This window comes from Pseudomonas sp. NFX224, assembly GCF_048565165.1.
Lineage (GTDB): Bacteria > Pseudomonadota > Gammaproteobacteria > Pseudomonadales > Pseudomonadaceae > Aquipseudomonas.
Genome location: NZ_CP183416.1, coordinates 2704897 through 2728461 on the forward strand (window position 1 = coordinate 2704897; position 23565 = coordinate 2728461).

The following is a 23565-nucleotide window of genomic DNA, read 5'->3' on the forward strand; positions in this document are numbered from 1 at the left end:
GCGTTGGAGCTCAATGTATGGCGTTAGCTGGAGGGGATAAAGGTGGGGGCGGGAACTACATTCGTTACGTGGTGTAATGAGTTATTCAGCGACTTGAGCCGGCACAAAAAATCAGGCGGGTCTTCTTCCTGCCTCGGATACTTCCGACAATCTTGCAGGGCATCGTCTTTCAAAAAATCCTGTAGCGATTTCTTTCAGGCGTAAAAAAACCCCGAACCAGTCGTAATCTTGTTCACTTAACCGATAGAGCAAACAACCGAAAACCTGTGGCGAGGGAGCTTGCTCCCGCTGGACTGCGCAGCAGTCCCATTTTCAGGGCCGCTTCGCGCCCCAACGGGAGCAAGCTCCCTCGCCACAGATTCAGTGTTCGTCCTTAAGTGAACAGCATTGCGAACCAGTCGGGGTTTCAATCGAGCTGGATAACTCAACCCATCATCAGAAAATATTGATCGGGTAATCCACGAACACACGCACTTCGTTGCCGCTGACGTTGTACTCGCTCGACTTCTGCGACACGCGCAGGATCGAGCTGCGCAGTTTCACGCTCAGGTCTTTGGCCGGGCCGCTTTGTACGACGTACTTGAACTGGTTGAAAATTTCGCGCTCGGTGCCGCCTTCGCTGGTGGAAGTGGTGATGTTGTCACCGCGTACGTAGGCGAAGTTGTAGCTCAGGCCTGGTACACCGAAGGTGCTGAAGTCCAGGCCGTAGCCCAGTTGCCAGCTGCGTTCGTCTTCAGCGTTGAAGTCGGACCAGTAGGAGTTGGCCAGGTAGATGGTGTTGCCACCGTCGCCAACGCGGTTCTGGTCTTTCTGGTAGCCGCCGTAGGCGTAGCCCAGGTTGCTGTCGCCGGTGCTGCGCTGGTGCGCGAGCGTGAACGAGTGCGGACCAGTGGCGTAGATGGCTGCCAGGCTCCAGATTTTGTTGTCGTCGCCGGTAGCGCCGACATCGCTGACGTAGGAGTCGTCCAGCTTGGTACGGTAGCCGTTGAAGTCCAGGGTCAGGGACTGATCCTTGGCCAGCGGGAACACGTAGTTGGCGTTCACGTATTGCTTCTTCAGCACATCTTCGACGTCGGAGGCGTACAGGGAAGCCTTGAACTGTTCGGTGAACTGGTAGCTACCGCCCAATACGTTGATCGACTTCAAGCCACCACTGTCACGGCCTTCAGCGCTTTTACGCGATTCTGCAGTGAAGCGACCGGCATTCAGCTCCAGACCCTTGATCTCCTTGGAGGTGATCAGAGTACCGGTGTAGCTTTCCGGCAGCAGACGCGAGTTGTCGTAGCTCAATACCGGCAAGGCCGGCATTTGGTCACCGTAGGTCAGTGTGGTGCTGGACAGGCGGAATTTGACCGCCGCGCCGCCCTTGGACAGGTCGTCCGCTGCGTTGCCGCTGTCGCCTTGTTTGAAGAAGTCGATACCGCCGGCGCCGCTTTTGCCTTTGCCGCCGTCCAGACGCAGTGCGTACAGACCGAAGGCATCCACACCCACACCGATGGTGCCTTGGGTGAAACCAGACGAGAACGTACCGATGGCCGCTTGGCCCCACTCGGCTTTGTCGTCGTTGCCGTCTTTGTAATCACGGTTCATGTAGGCATTGCGCAGCAGCACTTTGAGGCTGCTGTCTTCAACAAATCCCTTGGATTCGGCCTGGTCATTAGCCATGGCCTGTGTAGCGCTCAAAATCCCCAGAGCGATCAGGCTGATTCGCTTGTTCAACATGTTGTTTTCCTTATTACGGGTTGAAACGCGCTGTGTCGAACGGCTGAAACGGCACTATCGCGCTCTTTTTTCGTTCCACAATCAAAAAGGCCCGCACACGAGTTCTCGTGGCGGGCCTTTTTCTTATTTTTTGGACATGGCGGTTTGCCACAGGCGTTGGGCCGAATCGTAGCTGCGGTGCTCACCCTGTGTCAATTTCATGAATCGTCTAGAAATAGGCGAAAATCATCTAAGAATCTGCTTTACGTAGCAGAAAATTCAACCTGGCTGCGTTTTAACAGGCAATTTCAGTGCAGCTATTCCCACTGGAACTCTACCACCGTCGCACCGACGATCCGAACAACCCGACCATTTCCTTACTCACCGGGCCTGCAATGCTCCCGCAACCGCAGCCTGTTCCTGACCTGGAAAGCGGAAATGGGCTGGTATGCCGACAACCTCAACACCACCGTGCTTCCGGGTTATGGCCGCTGGGACGCGCTGGCTGGCTTGCGCCAGAAGGATTGGGACTTGCGCGCGGAGCTGAACAACATCAGCGACAAGACGTATGACTCGTCGGCCACCAGTGCGGCGCAAATTCAACCGGGTGCTCCGCGTAGCGTGGTGGTGACCGGGACCTACAGTTTCTAGATACAAGATCTAAAGCCAAAAAAAAGCGCTGCCCTCCCGGCAGCGCTTTTTCTTGATCAATCCGTTGTTTTTCTTCTTATCCTTCCATCACATCCCACAACGCATCCAGTTCTGCTTCGCTGAATAATCCAGCGGGGTAGCGCTCGATCATTGTCCGGCGCGGATCAGTTTCACTGATCGGACGCGTTCCATTGGACTTGAACCAGTGCGCCAGAATCTGGAGCGATTCGCTGTTTACCGCCAGGGGATGCATTGCCGGCTCGCTCACTACATTCACTTCGGCGTTCATTTCAGCGCTCTCTCCCGGTTTGTGAGCGGCTAACTTATCCAAGGTTTATGACAGAACAACTAAGTTCTCCCCCTCCCCGTTTTGCACCCTGAGCGATACAAGAGCTATGCCAATGTGTCCGAATTGTCGACCTGCGGGTACGAAAAAGCCCGCAGTCCTTGAGGGCTGCGGGCTTCGTACGAGGCAGTGCGCGAAAACGTTTGCCTGATCGATTTCACAATCAACTCAAGCTGTTACAACTGCACTCACTCTTTGTGCGGCGCCGGCTGTTGTTGGGTAAGGCAGTGGATATTACCGCCCCCCAGTAACAGTTCACGGCCAGGCACCATGACCACTTCGTGCTGCGGGAACAGGTTCTGCAAAATCTCTTTTGCCGGACCGTCCAGCGGGTCGTCGAAGCTCGGGGCAATGATGCCGCCATTGACGATCAGGAAGTTCACGTAGGACCCGGCCAGGCGTACCGACGGATTGCGCTCCTGAGTGCCGTCCACCGGATCGACACCGGCGCACTCTTCATCGGTCGCATACAGCGGCCCCGGAATCGGCATTTTGTGCACCGTGAAGGGGCGCCCCTTGGCGTCCGTGCTGCTTTGCAGCACTTTCATGGCCGCCTGGCAGCGCGGGTAGTTCGGGTCCTGCGGATCATCGGTCCACGCCAGCAGCACTTCACCCGGACGCACATAGCAGCAGAAATTATCCACATGGCCATCGGTTTCGTCGTTGAACAAACCGTCCGGCAGCCAGATGATTTTATCCACAGCCAGATTCGCGCTGAGCACCGCTTCGATGTCTGCACGGTTCAGGTGCGGATTGCGATTGCGGTTGAGCAGGCATTCTTCGGTGGTGATCAACGTGCCTTCGCCGTCGACGTGGATCGAGCCGCCTTCGAGCACGAAGCCCTCGGTGCGGTAGCGCGAACTGCGCTCAATCTCGAGGATCTTGCCACCGACCTGCGAATCACGGTTCCACGGCGAGTACAGGCCACCGTCGAATCCACCCCAGGCGTTGAAGTCCCAGTTCACGCCACGGACTTCGCCGCCGTTATTGATGACAAACGTCGGGCCGGTATCGCGGACCCAGGCGTCGTCGCTGGACATCTCGACAACGCGGATATTCGGCACGTCGAGGCGGGCGCGGGCGTTTTCGTACTGGCCGGCGGATACCGCCACGGTGACCGGTTCGAAACGGGCGATGGCCTTGGCCACCGCCACGTGCGCGGCTTGCGCCGGTTTGCCACCCAGGCGCCAGTTGTCCGGGCGCTCGGGCCAGATCATCCAGGTCTGGGTTTGCGGTGCCCACTCGGCCGGCATGTAAAAGCCGTCTGCGCGAGGGGTGCTGTTCAAAGTGGTCATGGCAGTCAGGACTCCAGGGATCCGTCGAGGGTTTTGAGAGCACCATACAGGTTCGGACGACGGTCGCGGAAGGAGCCCCAGGCGCTGCGTGTGTGTTCGAGGTTGTCGAGGTCGAAGCTGTGGACCAGCACACCCTCTTCGGTCTCGTTGAGTTCCTGCACTTTCTCGCCGAACTGGTTGGCGATAAACGACGAACCGTAGAAGGTAATGTCGTAGCCGTCCTGCTCTTCGTTGCCGATGCGGTTGCTGGCGATCAGCGGCATCAGGTTGGCGCCGGCATGGCCCTGTTGCACGCGCTGCCAGTGATCGCGGGACGAAATGGTCTTGTCGTGCGGCTCGCTGCCGATGGCGGTCGGGTAGAACAGGATTTCCGCGCCTTGCAACGCCATGCTGCGCGCGGCCTCAGGAAACCACTGGTCCCAGCAGATGCCCACGCCGATTTTCGCGTAACGGGTGTTCCACACCTTGAAACCGGTATCGCCTGGGTTGAAGTAGTACTTTTCGTGGTAACCAGGGCCGTCCGGGATGTGGCTTTTACGATAAATCCCGAGGTTGCTGCCGTCGGCATCGATGATCGCGATGCTGTTGAAACGCGCACGGCCCGCCAGCTCGTAGAAGCTGATCGGCAGCACCACTTGCAGTTCTTTGGCCACTTTCTGGAAGTGCTTGATGGCGACGTTGTCTTCAACCGTCGTGGCCAGTTGCAGGTAATCCGGGTTCGGCTTCTGGCAGAAGTACGGCGCCTCGAACAGTTCCTGGATCAGGATGATCTGCGCGCCTTTGGCGGCAGCTTCACGGACCAGTCTTTCGGCAACTTCGATGTTGCCTTCCAGGTCCCAGGAACAGGCCATCTGAGTGGCGGCGACGGTAACGATACGGCTCATGGATCATCTCCGGGCAAGTGCTTGACGGTCGGGCATGGGTATCCACGCCTTGGCAATGGCGACTTTATAGCCGATAAAAATCGGCTTTAGAAGTGACAAATGTGCATTCCGTCTAATTTTACGCACTTAAACCCGATAACAATCGAGTTAAAACCCCGAAAACTGCAGGAGCGAGCCTGCTCGCTTCTGCAGGGGTTCTGTGTTTACAGGCCTTCGGCGAGTACCTTCGAGAGCATGTCGACAAAGAAATCCACGCTCTGGCGCGACGTCACCATCGGCGGCTTGATCTTCAGCACGTTCAGGTAATCACCGGTCGGTTGCATGAAAATCCCCAGCTCACGCAAGCGATCGCACAGCGCGGTGGTTTCCTCGGTCGCCGGCTCCAGCGTCTCGCGGTTGCGGATCAACTCAACGCCCAGATAGAAGCCCGAACCATGCACCGCGCCCACTAGCGGATGAATATCGATCAGCGCTTCAAGGCGCTCCTTGAAATACCCGCCAACAACCTGGGCGTTCTCCCAGAGTTTTTCTTCTTCCATCACATCCAGCACCGCCATGCCGACCTGGCAACTCACCGGACTGCCGCCGGCCGATGAGAAGAAATACCCTTCGGCCTCCAGCGCTTCGGCGATTTCCCGGCGGGTGATCACCGCGCCAAGCGGCTGGCCGTTGCCCATGCCTTTGGCCATGGTGATGATGTCCGGCACCACGCCCTGCTCTTCAAAGCCCCAGAAGAAATGGCCCATGCGCCCGTAGCCGACCTGCACTTCGTCGGCGATGCACACACCGCCCTGAGCGCGGACCATGGCATAGACCTGCTTCAAGTAACCCGGTGGCAACGAGATGCCACCGGCATTGCCATACACCGGTTCGCAGATGAAACCGGCCAATTGACGCTTCTGTTCAGCGATTTTCGCCAGGTTGTGCTCGACGCTACGCACGTAGTCCGGCGCGCTGTCCGGGCCACGGAATTCCCCGCGATAGGTGTTCGGCGCAATAACCGGATGCACCCAGTCCGGACGGCTGCTCAGTGCCTTGGGGTTGTCCGCAATAGAGGTTGATACCGCGTCAGCGCCTACCGTCCAGCCGTGATAGGCCTCCAGCACGCTGAGCATGTCGCGCCCGCCGCTGTAGGCCCATGCCAGACGGATCGCCAAGTCATTGGCCTCGCTGCCACTGTTGACCAGGAACACGCGGTCCATGGAATCCGGCGCCAGCTTCAGCAAGCGCTCGGAAAACTCGGCGACCGCTGCATAGTTGAACCGCGAGTTGGTGTTGAGCAGCGACCACTGGCGACTGGCGACCGCAGCCATGCGCGGATGCCCGTGCCCCAGCACCGCAACGTTGTTGAGCATGTCGAGATAGGAACGGCCCTGCATGTCGATCAGGTGGTTGCGCCAGCCGCGCTCGATGCGCGGCGGGTCGACGTAATAGTGTTTTTGCGTGCGGGCGAAACTGGCATCGCGACGAGCCAGCAAGGTCTGCGAGTCGAGCTCTGCCTCAGCATCGCAGGCCAGCCCCAGCAAGGCGGCGGGCGACGGGCACAGCGCTTGCCAGGCTGCGGCGCGCGACGGCGTACAGAACAGCGGTGCATCGATCGCCGAACCACGGCACAACTGCACGATCAACGGCCCGCTGACCGAGCCCAACACTTGGCCTTTGACCAACGCCGCGCCGCTGTGCAGCGATGGCGTCAGGCCCCACAATCGCACGCTCAATTGCGGGCCATCCAGTTGCAGCACACCCTGCAACGGTTGATGAACAACACCGGCAAACGGCGCCTCGACTGCCGTGCCATGGGGCACGCGCAACTCGACATGTAGCGCACAGGTGTCCGGTTCGTTGGCGCTGTCCGACCGGGTACGGGACAACCGATATTGCCCGTAACGACTGGCCGCCAGTTCATGGACGGCGGCAGCTTCATTGAGCAGGCGCTGATCGACCCCTTCCTGTTCCCAGTTCCCTGCCTCGAAATGCGGGCTGAGGACGCCCAGATCGATCAAGGCAAATTCGCGTCCCACCAGGCTCGGCAACAGCGGCGCAAAACCTTCGCTGACAATACCCGGCAGGTTCTGGCCAACCGCGGTCAGGATCGCCGCTTCCATCAGCGCCAGCGGCACCGAAGTCGCGACGCGGAAAATCTCCCACTCGTGGGTCAGGTTGTCGCGGCTGTAGGCGTTGCCCGGATCAATGCTCACCTGCTGCTCGCCGCTGAGCACCAGCACCGCCGCACGGGCGACGATCAGCGGCCACAGCGCCTGCAACTCTTCATGAGTCAGCGGATTGACCGCGTGATACGCCTGCACCGCCGGCAAGATGCAGAACGGATCGCCCTCACCGTGATGCAACAGCGCCGCGCACGTCACCGACAAGTCAGTGATACGCCAGGTGCGCACCAGATCGCCGAAATCGATGACACCCTGCAATTGCCAATGTCGTTGCGCATCACGCTGCCACACCACGTTGTCATCGGTGATGTCCATGTGGATGGCTTGCACCGGCAGTTTGTCGACCAAGGGCTGCAAGCGGCGATCAGCGATTTCGGCCGCGTCGGCGATCAGTTTGCGCTGGGCGTCATCCTGGATGACCGGCAACAAATGCGCGATCAGTGCCTGGGCATGACGCGCGTCCCACTGCAGGGTGCGCACCAGCCCCGGATGATCGAATCCCGCGAGCGCCAGATCCATCTCGCCGCACAAGCGACCGAAACCGGCCACCACCGTGGGGTTGAAATAATCGAGATGGGTCAGCGACTGGCCCTCGATGTAGTCCAGCAGGCGCACATGCACCGCCTGGCCGCCGACATCCAGAGACAGCAGGTCGGCGCCGTTTTTCGCCGGGATCACTCGCGGCACGTGCACCTCGGGATGCTCGCCCAAATGCTTGAGCCCGGCATGCTGGGCTTGCAGCTCCAGCGCCGAATAATCGCCCCGGCAGATCTTCAGGACGAAACGCCCCTGGTCACTGTCGACGCGGTAGTTAAGATCCTGCTGGCTGCCGAGTGCCTGCAATCTGCCGCTCAGTCCGTAATGCTCCTGCAACAGCTCTAGCGCTTGCTCCGCAGTCACTTGCGGGCTGGGCAAACTGGCGCGATGAATCAACGTGGCGAGCGGCATACAACAACCTCTGAAATTTTATTAGGCGCCTATATCGCCACTGCTTGGGGCGATACGCAACCCCTTCCCTCACTGTCACGCCCAGCGGTGACGTGCAGGATGCCGCGCACTCTTCAAGGACACCGATGCCTGCGCCTAGGCATAATGCGTCCATACCCACAGGCGCTCGATGCTTATGACTCCGACCCTCCCCCGCAGACCCCGCTGGCGCAGCCTGGCCCTGCTCGCGCTGTGCCTGGCGCCGTTGCTGTGGCCGCTGGAGCATCTGGCCGAGCGTTACTACCGCAGCGAACTGGCCGGGCAGAACCGCCAGACGCTCGACCTCTATGTCGCCAACCTGTTGGGAACGCTGCACCGCTATGAAGTGCTGCCGCAGATCCTGGGTGAGCTGCCGGCCTTGCGCGCCGTACTCGGTGCCCCCGACGACAGCGTCAGCCAGGGCAATGCCAACCGCCTGCTGAAAAACATCAGCGCCCAGACCGGCGCCGAAGTCATGTACCTGATGGACACCACCGGCAAGACGCTGGCGGCTTCCAATTGGGACAAACACGACAGTTTCGTCGGGCGCAATTTCTCGTTCCGCCCGTACTTCAGCGAAGCCATGGCCGGGCGACTCGGGCGCTTCTTCGGGCTGGGCACCACGTCGGCCAAACGCGGTTACTTCTTCGCCGCAGCGGTGCGCAATGGCGAGAAAATCACCGGCGTGCTGGTGATTAAGGTCGACCTCGACCACACCGAAAGCCTCTGGGGCAAAACCCCGGAACAACTGTTGCTGACCGATCACAACGGCGTGGTCATCCTCACTTCACGCCCGGAATGGCGCTTCCGCTCGACCCGCCCGCTGAGCGAGGACGAGCGCAAAGCCATCAGCGCGATTCAACCTTATCCGACCCGCGATCCGAAGCCATTGAAACTCAACCCCAATGCCTGGCTGACCCAGACCCAGGCGATCGCGGAAACCGGCTGGAACGTCAGCATTCTCGCCCCGCGCACCTTGATCGACCGCCCGGTGCGCACGGTGGTCGCCATCGGTGGTGCGATGCTGTTGGTGTTGATGCTGTTGCTCGGCCTGATGATGCAGCGCCGCCGGCATTATCTGGATCGGATCGCCTTCGAAGGCAAGGCCCGACGCGAACTGGAAGGCCGGGTCGCCGAGCGCACCAGCGATCTGGAAGGCCTCAACCGTCGACTGAAACAGGAAGTGCTGGAACGCGAACAGGCCCAGCAAGAACTGGTGCGCGCCCAGGATGACCTGGTGCAGGCCGGCAAGCTCTCGGCGTTGGGGACGATGTCGGCGAGCATCAGCCACGAACTCAATCAACCGCTGGCCGCGATCCGCAGCTACGCGGAAAACGCCGAAGTGTTGCTCGACCACCAACGCACCGACGATGCCCGCGGCAACCTCAAGTTGATCAGCGAACTGACCGGGCGCATGGCCTCGATCATTGCGCACCTGCGGGCCTTCGCCCGTCGCGATCGCCACGCGCCGGAAAGCGTCGCCCTGCAACCGGCGCTGGACGATGCGCTGGCGTTGCTGGCCAAGCGTCGGCGCAGCATGGAGGTCGAATTGATCCGCGATCTGCCGGCAGCGGCGTTGTGGGTTGAAGCCGGCGAAACCCGTTTGCGTCAGGTGCTCGGCAACCTGCTGGCCAACGCCCTCGATGCCCTCACGGAAAAAGGTCCGCCACGCAAGCTCTGGCTGAGTGCCGAAACCACCGCCGACGGCGTCAACCTGTACATTCGCGACAACGGCCCCGGCTTTTGCATGGAAGCCCTTGGCCGCGCCAGCGAGCCCTTCTATACCACCAAGACCCGCACCCAGGGCCTTGGCTTGGGGCTGGCGATCTGCGAAACCCTGATGCGCGCCTTCGGTGGTGAACTGTCGTTCGCCAACCACAAGGAAGGCGGCGCGCTGATTACCCTGAAGCTACGCGCAGGCGCGCCGGGTGTGAGCCTGCAACCGTCCGAGGACCGAAGTGCATGACCATCGACAACCGCATTCAGGTCGTGTTGATCGACGACGATCCCCACCTGCGCCAAGCCTTGAGCCAGACGCTGGATCTGGCGGGCTTGAAAATTCTGCCGCTGGCCGAGGCCAAGGGTTTGGCCGGACAACTGGAACGTGACTGGCCGGGCGTGGTGGTCAGCGACATCCGCATGCCGGGCATGGATGGCCTCGAACTACTGACCGAACTCCACGCCCAGGACCCGGAGTTGCCGGTGCTGCTGATCACGGGTCACGGCGACGTGCCGCTGGCGGTGCAAGCCATGCGCGCCGGGGCCTATGACTTTCTCGAAAAACCCTTCGCCAGCGATGCCTTGCTCGACAGCGTGCGCCGCGCCCTGGCCTTGCGCCGCTTGGTGCTGGATAACCGCAGCCTGCGTTTGGCGCTCAGCGATCGCAATGAGCTGAGCACGCGTCTGGTCGGGCAATCGCCGTCGATGCTGCGCCTGCGCGAGCAGATCGGCGCATTGGCGGCGACCAAGGCCGACGTGCTGATCCTCGGCGAAACCGGTGCCGGCAAGGAAGTCGTAGCCCGCGCGCTGCATGATTTATCGAGTCGGCGTAACGGACCGTTCGTGGCGATCAACGCCGGGGCGCTGGCCGAGTCGGTGGTCGAGAGTGAGCTGTTCGGTCATGAGCCGGGGGCTTTCACCGGTGCGCAGAAGCGCCGCATCGGCAAGTTCGAGTTCGCCAACGGCGGCACGTTGTTCCTCGATGAAATCGAGAGCATGAGCCTGGATGTGCAGGTGAAATTGCTACGCCTGCTGCAAGAGCGCGTGGTGGAACGTCTGGGTGGAAATCAGCTGATCCCGCTGGATATCCGCATCATCGCCGCCACCAAGGAAGACCTGCGGCAGTCCGCCGATCAGGGCCGCTTCCGCGCCGACTTGTATTACCGCCTGAACGTCGCGCCGCTGCGCATTCCACCGCTGCGCGAGCGTGGCGAAGACGCGCTGGTGCTGTTCCAGCATTTTGCCGATGAGGCCAGTGCCCGACACAGTTTGCCGCCCCATGAATTACAGCCGGGGCAACGCGCACTGCTGTTGCGCCACACCTGGCCGGGCAACGTACGCGAACTGCAAAACGCAGCGGAACGTTTCGCCCTCGGCCTGGAACTGGCGCTGGACAACAATGAGCCACAAGGCGCCGCGGGCACCGTGGTGGAATTGGTCAGCGGCGGCTTGAGCGAACAAGTGGAAAACTTCGAGAAAACCCTGATCGCCGCCGAACTGGCGCGTTCGCACAGCTCGGTACGCAGCGTCGCCGAAGCCCTGGGCATTCCGCGCAAGACCTTGCACGACAAACTGCGTAAACACGGCCTGAGCTTCGCCGACAGCGGCGCGTCCAGCCAAAGCGACGACCTCGATTGAGCCGCCGTCAGATCATCCACTTCGAACAAGAGACCGCCGAATGAGCCGCGACAGTCGTCAACTGGAATCCGTCCTCCACCACGACATCCCCCTCACCCGGGACATGGGCCTCAAGGTGCTCGACTGGCACGACCAGCAACTGCGCCTGTACTTGCCGCTGGACGCCAACGTCAACCACAAGAGCACCATGTTCGGCGGCAGCCTGTATTGCGGCGCGGTACTGGCCGGCTGGGGCTGGTTGCATTTGCGCCTGAAAGAAGAAGGCATCACCGACGGGCACATTGTGATTCAGGAAGGGCAGATCAGTTACCCGTTGCCGGTGACGGGCGATGCCAACGCCATTTGCCAGGCGCCGGACCCGGTGATCTGGAAGAAATTCCTGACCACGTTCCAGCGCTATAGCCGAGCGCGGTTGACGCTGCATACGCGGGTCGTCAATGAAGGCCGTGATGAGGATGCGGTGAGGTTTACCGGGCAATATGTCTTGCACCGGTAAACCCCATCGCGAGCAGGCTCGCACACATTGGAGCGCTGTCGTACACAACATCTACAGGCAACAGAGATCAACTGTGGGAGCTGGCCTGCTGGCGATCGGCTGCGTAGCAGCCGCCATTTAGGAGCGAGCCAACTCCAACAGTTTCTCGCGCCACGCCGCCTTCGCCGGCAACGCCAAAAAGAACTCATTCAACAGCGATTCCCGCGCCGGATAACAGAACGGCGCACCGCTCAAGTCCAGCACCTCACCACCCGCGCCTTCCAGTACGCCTTGTGCCGCTGCTGTGTCCCACTGCGAAGTCGGCGCCAGACGTGGATAGCAATCCGCCGCGCCTTCCGCCAACAAGCAAAACTTCAGCGAACTGCCGATATTGGCCAATTGCAGTTCGCCCAGGCTCGCACTCAACCCGGCCAGCAAGCGCTCTTGTTCCGGGCTCGAATGACGGCGACTGGCAACCACGGTGAACGATTGACCGGGCGCCAGAACATCACGCACCTGAATCGCCACCGGCGTCCCGCCTTTTTCGCCACGCCACGCACCGAGCCCGGCGCCACCGACGTAGAAGCGGCCGTTGGTCGGCATCGACACCACACCGAATACCACTTGGCCGTTTTCGATCAGGGCAATATTGACGGTGAACTCTTCGCTGCCGCTGATGAACTCCTTGGTGCCGTCCAGCGGATCGACCAGCCACCAACGCTGCCATCCGGCACGCACGGTTTGGGGGATATTGGCGTCTTCCTCGGACAGCACCGGAATGCTCGGGTCCAGCGCCGTCAGCCCGGCCAGAATCAGGTGGTGAGCGGCAAGGTCTGCGGCAGTGACAGGTGAGTCATCAGCCTTGGCCGTCACGGCCGTACCGGTGCGCCAGAACGGCAGGATCGCTTCACCCGCCTTCAATGCCAGTTCAACCACGGGCGCCATCAACGGATGAGGGAAATTCATGGCAGAAACACCCCACGCTGGGTCAACAGATCACGGGCCAGATACAGCGCCGCCAAGGCACGGCCCTCAGTGAATTGCGGGTTTTGCGCCAACGCCGACAACTCGCGCAGGTTGACTTTGCCCAGGCCCATCGGCTCGGGTTCATCACCCTCCAGGCGTTCTTCGTAGAGATCGGTGGCCAGCACCACCTGAATTTTCTGGCTCATGTAACCGGGCGACAACGACAGCTCGGTCAGATGCTCCAATTGCCGCGCGCCAAAACCGGCCTCTTCCTTGAGCTCGCGCTCGGCCGCCGCCAACACGTCTTCGCCCGGCTCGATCAGGCCTTTGGGCAATGACAGTTCGTACTCATCCGTGCCGCCGCAATACTCCTCGACCAACACCGCGTGATCGGCATCGAGCATCGCCACGACCATCACCGCGCCATAACCTGCGCCCTTGCCGACCAAGCGTTCATAGGTACGTTCCACGCCGTTGGAAAAGCGCAGTTTCAACTCCTCGACGCAGAATAAACGGCTGGTGGCGACGATCTCGCGGGCGAGGATGGTGGGTTTCTGGCGCATGAGCGGCTCCTTGGCGTGAACGCGTTACTATACCCGGCCTATCCTGATTGTTTACCTCGGATATCTTTTTTACCGCTGGAGAAGTTTTTTATGTCACTGCTGCCCTGGCGCGACATCGACACCGTTCTGCTGGACATGGATGGCACGCTGCTGGACCTGCACTTCGACAACCATTTCTGGCTGGAACATCTGCCCCAGCGCTACGCCGAATTGCACGGGGTCAGCCGGGCGATGGCCGAGATGGAGCTGCATCCATTGTTCGAGCGCAACGCCGGCCAGTTGCAGTGGTACTGCCTGGATTTCTGGAGTGCCGAGCTGAAACTGTCGGTGCGCGACCTGAAACTGGAAACCGCGCACCTGATTGCCCTGCGCCCGGATGCCGATACCTTTCTGGCGGCGATCCAGCAGGCCGGCAAGCGCGTGGTGCTGATCACCAACGCTCACAGGGATGCGCTGTCACTGAAACTGGAAAAAATCGAATTGGCGCCGTATTTCGAGCGTTTGATCAGCTCTCACGATTACGGTTTCCCCAAGGAAAATCCGCAGTTCTGGGACGCGTTACAGGCCGATATCGGCTTCGATCCTGCGCGTAGCCTGTTCATCGACGACACCTTACCGATTTTGCGCAGTGCGCGGGATTTTGGTGTGGCGCATTTATTGGCGGTGCGTGAACCCGACAGCCGCAAAGGGCCGAAGGACACGGCCGAGTTTGCGGCTGTCGGGGATTATCGGGATTTGATTGCAGGGCTCTGATCTCCTGTAGGAGCAGCCTTCGGCAGCTCCTACAGGCCTCGCATTACTCGGGAATCCGCAATGTCTGCCCCGGATAGATCTTGTCCGGATGCGACAGCATTGGCTTGTTGGCCTCAAAGATCTTGTTGTACTGGTTGGCGCTGCCATACACCGCCAACGATATGGCGCTGAGTGTGTCGCCCTTCTTCACGACCACGAAACGCGCGGCCGCGGCTACTGGCCCGGTCACGGTGATCTGATCATCCACGCTGCCGACACCGGCAATGTTGCCCACGGCCAGCAGGATTTTCTCTTTCTCTTCCTGGCTCGCCACTTCGCCAGTCACGGTGACTTTGTCGCCATCAACCGTTGCCTGCACATTCGGATTTCCCAAGCCGACCTTGCTGATGTGTTCTTTCAACTGATCACTGGCATTGGCGTTGCCCGGTGTCAGCAAATCCAGCAGTTTTTCGCCTGCCTCTTTTACAAAGCTCAAAAGACTCATGGTGCGTTCTCCTTGGGTTTGAGGTTCCAGACGCAAAAGCCTAGACCACCACCGTCACTTGCGAATCCAACCCGACCAATGACCCCGCTTGCGATAGAATCCGCTCATTCCCGAACCCTGGAGCGACGATGGACATCAAGCAGCTGAAATTCCTCATCGCGCTCGACGAAACCCGGCACTTCGGCCAGGCCGCCGCGCGCTGCCATATCACCCAGCCGACGCTGTCCATGCGCCTGCGCAGCCTCGAAGAAGAACTCGACTTGCCACTGGTTAATCGCGGCCAGCGCTTCGAGGGTTTCACCGCACCTGGCGAGCGGGTGCTGGCGTGGGCACGTACCGTGCTCGCCGCCTATGACGGCTTGTACGCCGAGGCCGCGGCCTGTCGCGGCAATCTGGTCGGGACCTTGCGTCTAGGTGTGGTGCCACTGTCGAGCTTTGATCCGTTGCCACTGCTGCAACGCCTGCACGCCGAACACCCGAGCCTGCGCTTCGAACTGTCGGCGCTGAGTTCCGAGCAGATCCTCGAACAACTGGCGAACAATCGCCTGGATCTTGGGGTTTCCTATCTGGAACGGCTGGACGGCGAACACTTCGACTCACTCACCTTCAGCGAAACCCGCATGGGCCTGCTCTACGATCAGCGCTTCTTCACCTTTGGCGAGGCGCCGTTGAGTTGGGAATCGTTGATCGAGCTACCGCTGGGCATGCTCACCAGCGGCATGCACTTTCGCCAGTCCATCGACCACAACTTCCACAGCCGCGGCCTCACACCACAACCGTTGTTGCAGACCGATGCCGTGCATCAACTGTTACAAGCTGTGCACGGCGGCCTGTGCTGCGCCCTGATGCCGTTGGACGGTGGGCTCGAAGGCCTGACCGAGCACTTGCGCCTGCAACCGATTGAAAACGCCCAGACGCTCGGCCGGCTGGGGTTGATCATGCGTCGCAGCGCGCCGCGGTCTGCGTTGGCGGAAGCCTGTTTCGCGATCTATCAACAATCGCTGATGGGCGCTTGATCGACGGCATCTATCGGCAGATCAGTAATAGCGATTAGACGCGACAAGTTGCCGCGCCTAGTCTTAAAGCTGATCAAACCGTCGGTGATGCCATGAAAGCCAAGCGCCCAGCCTGCGCGGCGCCTGCCGTCGAAACGCCCGCGCCCGCCGCCAGCCAGACGTACAGCTACAGCAACCTTGAACACTCTGAATCGGACAGCACCGCGCTGGCCGAGGAAGTGGCGTTGGCGATTGCCTATAACGGCATCAGCCAGGCCGTCATGCTGGTCACGCCGACAGACCTCGAAGACTTCATCGTCGGTTTCAGCCTGGGCAGCGGCATCATCGAAGACGCCACTGACATCTATGACCTGCAACTCAGCGGCTCGGGGTCGGCGCAATACGCACAAGTGACCATCGCCAATCGCGCGTTCTGGAACCTCAAGCTGCAACGTCGACAACTGGCCGGCACCAGCGGTTGCGGGCTCTGCGGCGTGGAAGCGGTCGAGCAGGCCTTGCCGGACCTCAACGTGTTGCCCGGCGCCCCACTGCCACCGGCCGAATGGCTCGACGGCCTGCGCCAACGCATCGGTGCGTTCCAGCCCCTGGGCCAGCATAGCGGCGCGGTGCATGCCGCCGTGTTCATGAATGACCAGGGTGAGCTGTTGCTCGGTCGTGAAGACATTGGCCGGCACAACGCCCTCGATAAATTGATCGGCGCAATGGTCCGCCAGAACATTTCAACCGCAGGCGGACTGGCAATCGTCACCAGCCGCTGCAGTCTCGAATTGATCCAGAAAGTTTTGCGCGCCGGCATCCAGACACTGGTCAGCCTGTCGTCGCCCACGGGCCTTGCCGTGCAATGGGCCCGTCGCCACAACCTCAACCTCATCCATCTGCCACAGAAGAATGCGCCGCGGGTCTATAGCCCGGCTTTGGAGAATCAAGCGTGAGTCAACACCGTCAAGCCGACCAGACACCCGTTCCTCGCTACAAACCCTACAAAGGTCCGGCCGGCGGTTGGGGCGCACTGATCAGCGTCGCCCAAGCCTGGTTGACCAGCGACAACGCGCTGAAAAACCTGCGCATGATGCTCAAGACCAACAAGAACGGCGGCTTCGATTGCCCCGGTTGCGCCTGGGGCGATTCCAATGAAGCCGGCATGGTGGCATTCTGCGAGAACGGCGCCAAAGCGGTGAACTGGGAAGCGACCAAACGCCGCGTCGATGGCAAATTCTTCGCCAAACACAGCGTCACCTCGCTGCTGGAGCAGAGTGACTACTGGCTCGAATACCAGGGCCGCCTGACCGAGCCGTTGAGCTACAACGCCGAAACCGATCGCTATCAACCGATCAGTTGGGATGACGCGTTTGCGCTGATCGCCAAACACTTGAAAGGCTTGTCGAGCCCGGACCAGGCCGAGTTCTATACCTCGGGGCGCGCCAGCAACGAGGCGGCTTTTCTCTATCAACTGTTCGTACGCGCCTATGGCACCAACAACTTCCCCGACTGCTCGAACATGTGCCACGAGGCCAGCGGTGTCGCGTTGTCGCAAAGTGTTGGTGTCGGCAAAGGCACGGTGACCTTCGATGACTTCGAACACGCCGATTCGATTTTCGTCTGGGGCCAGAACCCCGGCACCAACCACCCACGGATGCTCGAACCACTGCGTGAAGCGGTGAAGCGCGGCGCACAGGTGGTGTGCATCAACCCGTTGAAAGAGCGCGGCCTGGAACGTTTCCAGCATCCGCAACACCCGATCGAAATGCTCACCAACAGCGACAAGCCGACCAACACTGCGTATTTCCGTCCGGCACTGGGTGGCGACATGGCAGTGATGCGCGGCATGGCGAAATTCCTGCTGCAATGGGAACGCGATGCGCAAAAGGCCGGCTCACCGGCGGTGTTCGATCACGCGTTCCTCAATGAACACAGTGTGAACGTGCTGGATTACCTGGCCGTCATCGACGACACCTCGTGGGAGCAGATCGTCGAGCAATCCGGCCTGTCCCTTGTTGAAATCGAGCAAGCGGCGCGCATGTACCTCAAGGGCAAGAACGTCATCATGTGCTGGGCGATGGGCATCACCCAGCACCGGCATTCGGTGGCGACCATCCAGGAAATCGCCAACCTGATGCTGCTGCGCGGCAACATCGGTCGGCCGGGTGCGGGCCTGTGCCCGGTGCGTGGCCACAGTAACGTGCAGGGCGACCGGACCATGGGCATCAACGAACGTCCGCCAGTGGCGTTCCTCGACTCGTTGGAACGCCGCTTCCAGTTCAAGGTGCCCCGTGAAAACGGTCACAACGTGGTCGAGGCGATCCACGCCATGGCCGAAGGTCGGGCGAAAGTGTTCATCGCCCTGGGCGGCAACTTCGCCCAAGCCACCCCCGACAGCCCACGCACCTTCAAGGCGCTGAGCAATTGCGACCTGACCGTGCAGATCAGCACCAAGCTCAACCGCAGCCACCTGGCCCACGGTAAAGACGCGTTGATCCTGCCGTGCCTGGGCCGGACCGATATCGACCGGCAAGCCGAAGGTCCACAAGCGGTCACGGTTGAAGATTCGTTCAGTATGGTCCACGCCTCTAACGGCCAATTGGAACCGCTGTCGAAACAGATGCGTTCGGAGCCGGCGATTCTGGCCGGCATCGCGGCCGCCACGCTGGGCAACCATCCAGTGGACTGGAACTCGCTGGTGGCGGATTACAGACGCATCCGCGAGCTGATCGCCGACACCATCCCCAACTTCAAAGACTTCAACGAGAAGATCAAGAACCCGGGTGGTTTCTATCTGGGCAACAGTGCCGGTGCGCGCAAGTGGAACACCGCTTCGGGCCGGGCCAATTTCAAGCCGAATATGCTGCCCAAGGATCTGGTGCACGAACGCACCCGTGCCACTGGCAAACTGCCGGACCTGATCATGCAATCGATGCGTTCCCACGATCAGTACAACACCACGATCTATGGTCTCAACGATCGTTATCGCGGAGTGAAGGGGCAGCGTGATGTGCTGTTCGTCAATGAAGCCGACATCATTCGCCTGGGCTTCAAGCCGGGGCAGAAGGCCGACATCGTTTCGCTCTGGGATGATGGCGTTGAACGTCGGGTGAAGGGGTTCACGCTGCTGGCGTTCGATATCCCGGCCGGGCAAGCGGCGGCGTACTACCCGGAAGTGAACCCGCTGGTGCCGCTGGAAAGCACCGGGGATGGCAGCCATACGCCGACGTCGAAGTTCGTGGCGATCCGATTGGAAGCAGCGAGTGAGACGGGGTTGATCATGGCCCGGTCGGCGTAATGCGTCGTTAGTTCTGGCCCTATCGCGAGCAAGCTCGCTCCCACAGGTTTTTCTGTTGGCCACAATATCTGCGGTCGACGAAAATCCACTGTAGGAGCGAGCTTGTTCGCGATGGCGCCGGACGGTTCGACACATATTTCAGTACTGTCAAAAAATTTCCAGACGCCCACAAAAAAGGCCGTTTTCTAACGAAAACGGCCTTTGTGAAGTAGTAAAAGACCGGCGAAAAAACGTTAAGTTCCGCCCAAAAAACAGCAACTTATAGAAATGTGCTCAAGTCGTGTTACTCGTCGGATTTCGATTGTCACACCCATGACACAGCCTCAGGATCGCGCCGTCATCCCCTTGAGGTTCCTCCATGAAGTTCTCCTCGATTCTCTTGTTGTCCCTTGGCCTGGTCAGTGGCCTTGCCTCTGCTGGCGGCACCACCGAAGCAGGTGTGGGCGGCGCGTTGGGCGGGGTTTTGGGCTCAGTCGTTGGCCAGTCTATTGGCGGTAATACAGGTTCCACCATTGGCGCAGCCCTGGGCGGCGCGGGTGGTAGCGCAGTCGGCGCAGACAAACGCAGCCGTGGCGAAGCCGCCATTGGTGGTGCGTTGGGCGCGGCAGGCGGTAACGTGGTTGGCCGCAGCATGGGCGGCACCACCGGCAGCCTGATCGGCTCCGCAGCAGGCGGCGGCGCCGGTGGCGCGCTGGGTAACTATATGGGCAACAAGAGCGATGACGACGACGATGATCGTCGTGGCGGTCGTCGCTACCGTGACGATCATCGCTATGATCGCGGCCACCACTACGGCCATCGCAAGCATCACAAGTACTACCGTCACCGTCGCTGAGACCGAAACGGTTTCGCTGACAGGTAAAAAATCGCAGCCCGAGGGCTGCGATTTTTTTGTCTGCTCTACACCACCAGACACTCCAGGGCCCCGCGCAAGCCCGGAGGAATTGCCACCGGCTGATTCGAAGCGCGGTCGACGAACACATGCACGAAACGCCCTGCTGCGCACGCCTCCTCCTCCCCTTGCTTGAAGACCGCCAACTCATACTGCACCGAACTATTGCCCAGTTTTCCGACCCGCAAACCGATTTCGATCCGGTCCGGGAATGCGATGGAAGCGAAGTAATCGCACGCCGAACTCACCACGAAACCCACCACCTCACCGTCATGGATATCGAGACCGCCCACTTCGATCAGATAGGTGTTCACCGCTGTGTCGAAGAAGCTGTAATAGGTGACGTTGTTGACGTGACCATAGGCATCGTTGTCGTGCCAGCGTGTGGTGATGGGTTGGAAGTGTGGGTAGTCGGTGCGTTGGGGCATCAATGGGCTCCTTTCATGAATATTCGAGTGGAGTTTACTTGTCAGCGAATCCCTTACCCGCCGCTGCCAACTCGCCAATCAGCCGCGCCGGCTGCCAGTGATCGCCCTGGCGAGCCTCCAGCGCCAGCAAGCGCTGATGAATGTCCGCCAAACCCTGTTGATCCGCCCAGGCCATTGGCCCGCCCTTGTCCGCCGGGAAACCGTAACCGTTGAGGTACACCAGATCGATGTCGTGCGCCGATCCGGCGATGCCTTCCTGCAGGATCTTTGCGCCTTCGTTGACCAGTGCCAGCAGGCAGCGCTCCAGAATCTCCTCCGAGCTGATCTCTCGACGATGGAAACCCAGCCCTTCGCTGACTTCCAGCACCAGTGCATCGACCAGAGGATCGTGTTCAGCCTGACGACTGCCCGGCTCGTAGTGGTAAAAACCGTTGCCGCTCTTCTGACCGAAACGGCCGAGCTCGCACAGTCGGTTATCCACCTGAACCTCAGGCGCATCCTGCCCCACACCCGACAGTTGTCGGGCGCGCCATTGCAGGTCCACGCCCACCACGTCGAACATGCGAAATGGCCCCATGGCGAAACCGAAACCTTGCAGCGCCGCATCCACCTGATAGGGGTAAGCGCCTTCCAGCAGCATCTTGCGCGCCTCCAGCACATAGGTATTGAGCATGCGGTTGCCGATGAATCCATCGCAATTGCCCGCCACCACACTGACCTTGCCCATGCGTTTGCCCAGCGCCAGCGCAGCTTCAAGCACCGCTGGAGCCGTCTGGGCACCACGAACGATTTCCAGCAGCTTCATGATGTGCGCCGGGCTGAAAAAGTGCAGGCCCAGGACCTGTTGCGGACGGCGCGTAACAGCGGCGATGGCGTCGATGTCCAGCGCCGAAGTGTTGCTGGCCAGAATGGCTTCGGGTTTGAGCAGGCCATCCAGTTCGCGGAAGATCGACTGCTTGAGTTCGAGGTTTTCGTAAACGGCTTCGATCACCAGGTCGACATCGCGGATGGCCGCGTAATTGGCGGCCGCCGTGACTCGGGCGATACGGGCGTCGGCCTCGGCCTGATCGATGCGTTCCTGGCGCACGCTGTGAGCATAGGTGTCCGCTACGGTAACCAGCGCCTGCTCCAGCATCTGCGGATTGTTATCGACCCATTGCACCGCGACCCCGGCGTTGGCCAGGCACATGACAATGCCACGGCCCATGGTGCCCGCGCCGATCACGGCTGCGCGCTGAATGTTGAACGGTGTCTGGCTCATATCTTGTTCTCTTGTTGGCGATCCAAAGACAGCCCTCACCATAGTCAGCCAGCGCGTTTTTTTGAAATTTATTCCTGTGATGAGCGACATTCAGCGGATGGATGCGACCCCACAAACGCAGCAAAAAAAAACTTGTGGGGCTCGGTTCACTCAGGCAAATGCGCAGCTGCCCACTCCCGCACCTCGGCATACGGATAATCCTCCAGCACCGCAAACCCTGGAACCGTCCGAGCCTTGAGCCTGGTGAACATCGGCACACTGATCCCACACAGAAACCGCGTTACCCGCTCGGCCGAGGGCGCGCTGCCCGTGTGTTGCTCGTGCCTGTGGATAAACCCGCTACACAACGCCTCGAAGTTTTTATCCACAAGCGCAGGCAATACAGGTGGTTCGGGCAGCCGCGCTACTTGTCCGTGACACACCGAACAATGTCCGCATGGCTGAGGGGCGTTGCTGTCGCCGAAATACTCCGCCAGGCGATAACCCAGGCAGCGGTCGGTGGCAAACAGATCCAGCATCGCGTGAATTCGCGCAATTTCGGTTTGTTCGTGCTGAATGAAACCGGCGTGAAGTTCCCGGCTGAGTGCCTGGGCGTCAAAGTCTGTTTGCAACAGGCTGTAGACCTCGGTCATCAGCTTGCTTTCGAGCTCGACCCAGCCCTTCTCCTGGAAATAATCCAGCGCCTTGACCACCCGATTTCGCTCGGCCTGATGTTGCTCGTACAGCGCGTCGAAATTCACCGTGGCCCAGCTCCGTGCCCGCTTGGAGGTCTGGATGATCGCCGCCACGAAATCCTTGCGTTCGCCTTCGAAACGGGCCAGCAATACCTCGGGTTCCTCCAGGTATTTGAAACGGTACTCGGCGTAATAGGCATAGCGTGGGGCGATGATTCCACGCAGCTCCAACTGCACCAGCAAGGTCTTGAGCGGGAGCTGGCGAATGTTGCTGTTATCCGCCAAGGGGCCCAATAGAAACTCCCACTCACCCTGTGGCGCGCAAGCCTGCAACTCGTCGAGTACATGGCGGATACCGTCGAGCTCAGGCGTGTCGCCGTACACAAAATTTTCCAGCACGTTGAGGCTGTCGCGGTTGGCCAGTACCAGGCAATCGGATGGCTGACCGTCACGCCCGGCGCGACCGATTTCCTGGCTGTAGTTTTCAATGGATTTGGGCAGGTCCAAATGCACCACATTGCGGATGTCACTCTTGTCGATACCCATGCCGAACGCGATGGTGGCGACAATGCAATTGGACTGCCCGCCCATGAAGCGCTTCTGAATGCCATCGCGTTGATCGTGGGGCAAACCCGCGTGATAAGCCTCGGCCTGAATGCCATTGCGTTGCAGGTGATCGGCGATGTGTTCGGCAGTTTTTTGCAGGGTGACGTAGACGATGCTGGGCTGGCCGGGTCGCTCGCTCATCCATTCGACCAGGCGCCGGCGTTTGTCCTGCCCGCGCACGGGCTCTACCCATAGATTGAGGTTGGACCGGTAGAAACCGGTAGTCACCACGTCATCGGGAGCGATGGCGAATTTCGCCTGCATATCGGCAATGACCTTGGGCGTCGCGGTCGCCGTCAGCAGCAAGACTTGCGGGATGTTGAACTGGCGTTGGTAGTCCGGAAGCTTGAGGTAGTCCGGGCGGAAGTTGTGGCCCCATTCCGAGATGCAGTGCGCCTCGTCCACCACCAGCAGCGAGATCGGCACCTGCTGCAGGAAGTTGCGGAACCGCTCGTTCTTCAGGCGCTCCACCGAGATCATCAAGATCTTCAGTTCACCGGACTTGGCGCGGGCCATCACGTCGCTGGCGTCATCGCGGCTCTGGGCCGAATCGATGCTGCCCGCTGCAATGCCATGGCGTTGCAGAAACGCCAATTGATCCTGCATCAACGCCAGCAACGGCGAGACCACCAGCGTCAGATGCGGCAGCAACACGGCCGATAATTGATAGCACAGGGATTTGCCGGAACCGGTCGGGAAAATCGCCGCTGCCGAACGCCCCGCCAACACGGCGCTGACGGTTTTTTCCTGACCGGGTCGAAACTGTGGATAACCGAAAACCTGTTCCAGGGTGTTGTGCATA

General features: G+C 60.3%; 19 protein-coding genes and 1 pseudogene. 9 read left to right on the top strand and 11 right to left on the bottom strand.

Annotated elements, in window-relative coordinates; genetic code table 11:
• Positions 1-435: 435 nt before the first annotated feature.
• Positions 436-1722 carry an OprD family porin gene (locus ACNYC6_RS12120; protein ID WP_419712484.1) on the bottom strand — a complete coding sequence of 429 codons (1287 nt, stop codon included), beginning with the start codon at positions 1720-1722 and terminating at the stop codon, positions 436-438.
• A 287-nt stretch (positions 1723-2009) separates the two neighbouring features.
• Here ACNYC6_RS12120 and ACNYC6_RS12125 point away from each other — a divergent pair.
• Positions 2010-2352: pseudogene (locus ACNYC6_RS12125) on the top strand (TonB-dependent siderophore receptor); the annotation flags it as partial.
• A 76-nt stretch (positions 2353-2428) separates the two neighbouring features.
• Here ACNYC6_RS12125 and ACNYC6_RS12130 read toward each other — a convergent pair.
• The 4 genes from ACNYC6_RS12130 to ACNYC6_RS12145 form a co-directional block, all read right to left on the bottom strand.
• Entirely contained in the window at positions 2429-2641 is a 213-nt protein-coding gene (locus ACNYC6_RS12130) for a hypothetical protein (RefSeq protein ID WP_419712485.1), read from the bottom strand.
• A gap of 245 nt (positions 2642-2886) precedes the next feature.
• Complete coding sequence (gene aguA / locus ACNYC6_RS12135) at positions 2887-3993, bottom strand: agmatine deiminase (protein WP_419712486.1); 1107 nt, start codon at positions 3991-3993, stop codon at positions 2887-2889.
• A gap of 5 nt (positions 3994-3998) precedes the next feature.
• A complete protein-coding gene (aguB, locus tag ACNYC6_RS12140; protein WP_419712487.1) occupies positions 3999-4877 on the bottom strand; it encodes an N-carbamoylputrescine amidase in 879 nt (292 codons plus the stop codon).
• Between the two features lie 203 nt (positions 4878-5080).
• On the bottom strand, positions 5081-7993 hold the full coding sequence (locus tag ACNYC6_RS12145; RefSeq protein WP_419712488.1) for an aminotransferase: 2913 nt from the start codon (positions 7991-7993) through the stop codon (positions 5081-5083).
• A 175-nt stretch (positions 7994-8168) separates the two neighbouring features.
• Here ACNYC6_RS12145 and ACNYC6_RS12150 point away from each other — a divergent pair, with 175 nt between their 5' ends.
• From ACNYC6_RS12150 to ACNYC6_RS12160, 3 genes are read left to right on the top strand one after another with little or no spacing between them, the layout of a single operon-like run.
• The gene (locus ACNYC6_RS12150) at positions 8169-9977 is read left to right on the top strand and encodes a sensor histidine kinase (protein ID WP_419712489.1); all 1809 of its coding nucleotides are present in this window, start codon (positions 8169-8171) and stop codon (positions 9975-9977) included.
• A complete protein-coding gene (locus ACNYC6_RS12155; protein WP_419712490.1) occupies positions 9974-11368 on the top strand; it encodes a sigma-54-dependent transcriptional regulator in 1395 nt (464 codons plus the stop codon). Before ACNYC6_RS12150 ends, ACNYC6_RS12155 begins: the two co-directional genes overlap by 4 nt.
• Before the next feature lie 40 nt (positions 11369-11408).
• Positions 11409-11864, top strand: a complete 456-nt coding sequence (locus ACNYC6_RS12160) for a YiiD C-terminal domain-containing protein (protein ID WP_419712491.1) — start codon at positions 11409-11411, stop codon at positions 11862-11864.
• Positions 11865-11981: 117 nt separating this feature from the next.
• On the opposite strand, the gene cysQ is transcribed toward ACNYC6_RS12160, so the two are convergent.
• Both cysQ and nudE read right to left on the bottom strand, forming a co-directional pair.
• Complete coding sequence (gene cysQ, locus ACNYC6_RS12165) at positions 11982-12809, bottom strand: 3'(2'),5'-bisphosphate nucleotidase CysQ (protein ID WP_419712492.1); 828 nt, start codon at positions 12807-12809, stop codon at positions 11982-11984.
• A complete protein-coding gene (gene nudE, locus ACNYC6_RS12170) occupies positions 12806-13372 on the bottom strand; it encodes an ADP compounds hydrolase NudE (RefSeq protein WP_077044227.1) in 567 nt (188 codons plus the stop codon). Before nudE ends, cysQ begins: the two co-directional genes overlap by 4 nt.
• A gap of 90 nt (positions 13373-13462) precedes the next feature.
• Here nudE and yrfG point away from each other — a divergent pair, with 90 nt between their 5' ends.
• Positions 13463-14125 carry a GMP/IMP nucleotidase gene (gene yrfG / locus ACNYC6_RS12175; RefSeq protein ID WP_419712493.1) on the top strand — a complete coding sequence of 221 codons (663 nt, stop codon included), beginning with the start codon at positions 13463-13465 and terminating at the stop codon, positions 14123-14125.
• A 43-nt stretch (positions 14126-14168) separates the two neighbouring features.
• On the opposite strand, the gene lysM is transcribed toward yrfG, so the two are convergent.
• On the bottom strand, positions 14169-14609 hold the full coding sequence (lysM, locus tag ACNYC6_RS12180; protein ID WP_419712494.1) for a peptidoglycan-binding protein LysM: 441 nt from the start codon (positions 14607-14609) through the stop codon (positions 14169-14171).
• 128 nt (positions 14610-14737) lie between these two features.
• Here lysM and ACNYC6_RS12185 point away from each other — a divergent pair, with 128 nt between their 5' ends.
• From ACNYC6_RS12185 to ACNYC6_RS12200, 4 genes are all read left to right on the top strand, one after another.
• Positions 14738-15625 (top strand): LysR family transcriptional regulator, encoded by an 888-nt coding sequence (locus tag ACNYC6_RS12185; RefSeq protein WP_419712495.1) that lies wholly within the window; start codon positions 14738-14740, stop codon positions 15623-15625.
• A 92-nt stretch (positions 15626-15717) separates the two neighbouring features.
• Complete coding sequence (gene fdhD, locus ACNYC6_RS12190) at positions 15718-16557, top strand: formate dehydrogenase accessory sulfurtransferase FdhD (protein ID WP_419712496.1); 840 nt, start codon at positions 15718-15720, stop codon at positions 16555-16557.
• The gene (locus tag ACNYC6_RS12195; RefSeq protein ID WP_419712497.1) at positions 16554-18902 is read left to right on the top strand and encodes an FdhF/YdeP family oxidoreductase; all 2349 of its coding nucleotides are present in this window, start codon (positions 16554-16556) and stop codon (positions 18900-18902) included. Before fdhD ends, ACNYC6_RS12195 begins: the two co-directional genes overlap by 4 nt.
• A 358-nt stretch (positions 18903-19260) precedes the next feature.
• Complete coding sequence (locus tag ACNYC6_RS12200; RefSeq protein WP_419712498.1) at positions 19261-19737, top strand: glycine zipper domain-containing protein; 477 nt, start codon at positions 19261-19263, stop codon at positions 19735-19737.
• Between the two features lie 65 nt (positions 19738-19802).
• On the opposite strand, the gene ACNYC6_RS12205 is transcribed toward ACNYC6_RS12200, so the two are convergent.
• The 3 genes from ACNYC6_RS12205 to ACNYC6_RS12215 form a co-directional block, all read right to left on the bottom strand.
• Entirely contained in the window at positions 19803-20222 is a 420-nt protein-coding gene (locus ACNYC6_RS12205; protein WP_419712499.1) for an acyl-CoA thioesterase, read from the bottom strand.
• Positions 20223-20256: 34 nt separating this feature from the next.
• A complete protein-coding gene (locus tag ACNYC6_RS12210; RefSeq protein ID WP_419712500.1) occupies positions 20257-21483 on the bottom strand; it encodes a 3-hydroxyacyl-CoA dehydrogenase NAD-binding domain-containing protein in 1227 nt (408 codons plus the stop codon).
• Between the two features lie 146 nt (positions 21484-21629).
• The gene (locus ACNYC6_RS12215) at positions 21630-23564 is read right to left on the bottom strand and encodes a RecQ family ATP-dependent DNA helicase (RefSeq protein WP_419712501.1); all 1935 of its coding nucleotides are present in this window, start codon (positions 23562-23564) and stop codon (positions 21630-21632) included.
• Position 23565 lies beyond the last annotated feature (1 nt).

Excerpts from the sequence above, each read along its gene's own strand:
- ACNYC6_RS12120 (WP_419712484.1), bottom strand. The coding sequence starts at position 1,722 with ATGTTGAACAAGCGAATCAGCCTGATCGCTCTGGGGATTTTGAGCGCT.
- ACNYC6_RS12130 (WP_419712485.1), bottom strand. The coding sequence starts at position 2,641 with ATGAACGCCGAAGTGAATGTAGTGAGCGAGCCGGCAATGCATCCCCTG.
- aguA (WP_419712486.1), bottom strand. The coding sequence starts at position 3,993 with ATGACCACTTTGAACAGCACCCCTCGCGCAGACGGCTTTTACATGCCG.
- aguB (WP_419712487.1), bottom strand. The coding sequence starts at position 4,877 with ATGAGCCGTATCGTTACCGTCGCCGCCACTCAGATGGCCTGTTCCTGG.
- ACNYC6_RS12145 (WP_419712488.1), bottom strand. The coding sequence starts at position 7,993 with ATGCCGCTCGCCACGTTGATTCATCGCGCCAGTTTGCCCAGCCCGCAA.
- ACNYC6_RS12150 (WP_419712489.1), top strand. The coding sequence starts at position 8,169 with ATGACTCCGACCCTCCCCCGCAGACCCCGCTGGCGCAGCCTGGCCCTG.
- ACNYC6_RS12155 (WP_419712490.1), top strand. The coding sequence starts at position 9,974 with ATGACCATCGACAACCGCATTCAGGTCGTGTTGATCGACGACGATCCC.
- ACNYC6_RS12160 (WP_419712491.1), top strand. The coding sequence starts at position 11,409 with ATGAGCCGCGACAGTCGTCAACTGGAATCCGTCCTCCACCACGACATC.
- cysQ (WP_419712492.1), bottom strand. The coding sequence starts at position 12,809 with ATGAATTTCCCTCATCCGTTGATGGCGCCCGTGGTTGAACTGGCATTG.
- nudE (WP_077044227.1), bottom strand. The coding sequence starts at position 13,372 with ATGCGCCAGAAACCCACCATCCTCGCCCGCGAGATCGTCGCCACCAGC.
- yrfG (WP_419712493.1), top strand. The coding sequence starts at position 13,463 with ATGTCACTGCTGCCCTGGCGCGACATCGACACCGTTCTGCTGGACATG.
- lysM (WP_419712494.1), bottom strand. The coding sequence starts at position 14,609 with ATGAGTCTTTTGAGCTTTGTAAAAGAGGCAGGCGAAAAACTGCTGGAT.
- ACNYC6_RS12185 (WP_419712495.1), top strand. The coding sequence starts at position 14,738 with ATGGACATCAAGCAGCTGAAATTCCTCATCGCGCTCGACGAAACCCGG.
- fdhD (WP_419712496.1), top strand. The coding sequence starts at position 15,718 with ATGAAAGCCAAGCGCCCAGCCTGCGCGGCGCCTGCCGTCGAAACGCCC.
- ACNYC6_RS12200 (WP_419712498.1), top strand. The coding sequence starts at position 19,261 with ATGAAGTTCTCCTCGATTCTCTTGTTGTCCCTTGGCCTGGTCAGTGGC.
- ACNYC6_RS12205 (WP_419712499.1), bottom strand. The coding sequence starts at position 20,222 with ATGCCCCAACGCACCGACTACCCACACTTCCAACCCATCACCACACGC.
- ACNYC6_RS12210 (WP_419712500.1), bottom strand. The coding sequence starts at position 21,483 with ATGAGCCAGACACCGTTCAACATTCAGCGCGCAGCCGTGATCGGCGCG.
- ACNYC6_RS12215 (WP_419712501.1), bottom strand. The coding sequence starts at position 23,564 with ATGCACAACACCCTGGAACAGGTTTTCGGTTATCCACAGTTTCGACCC.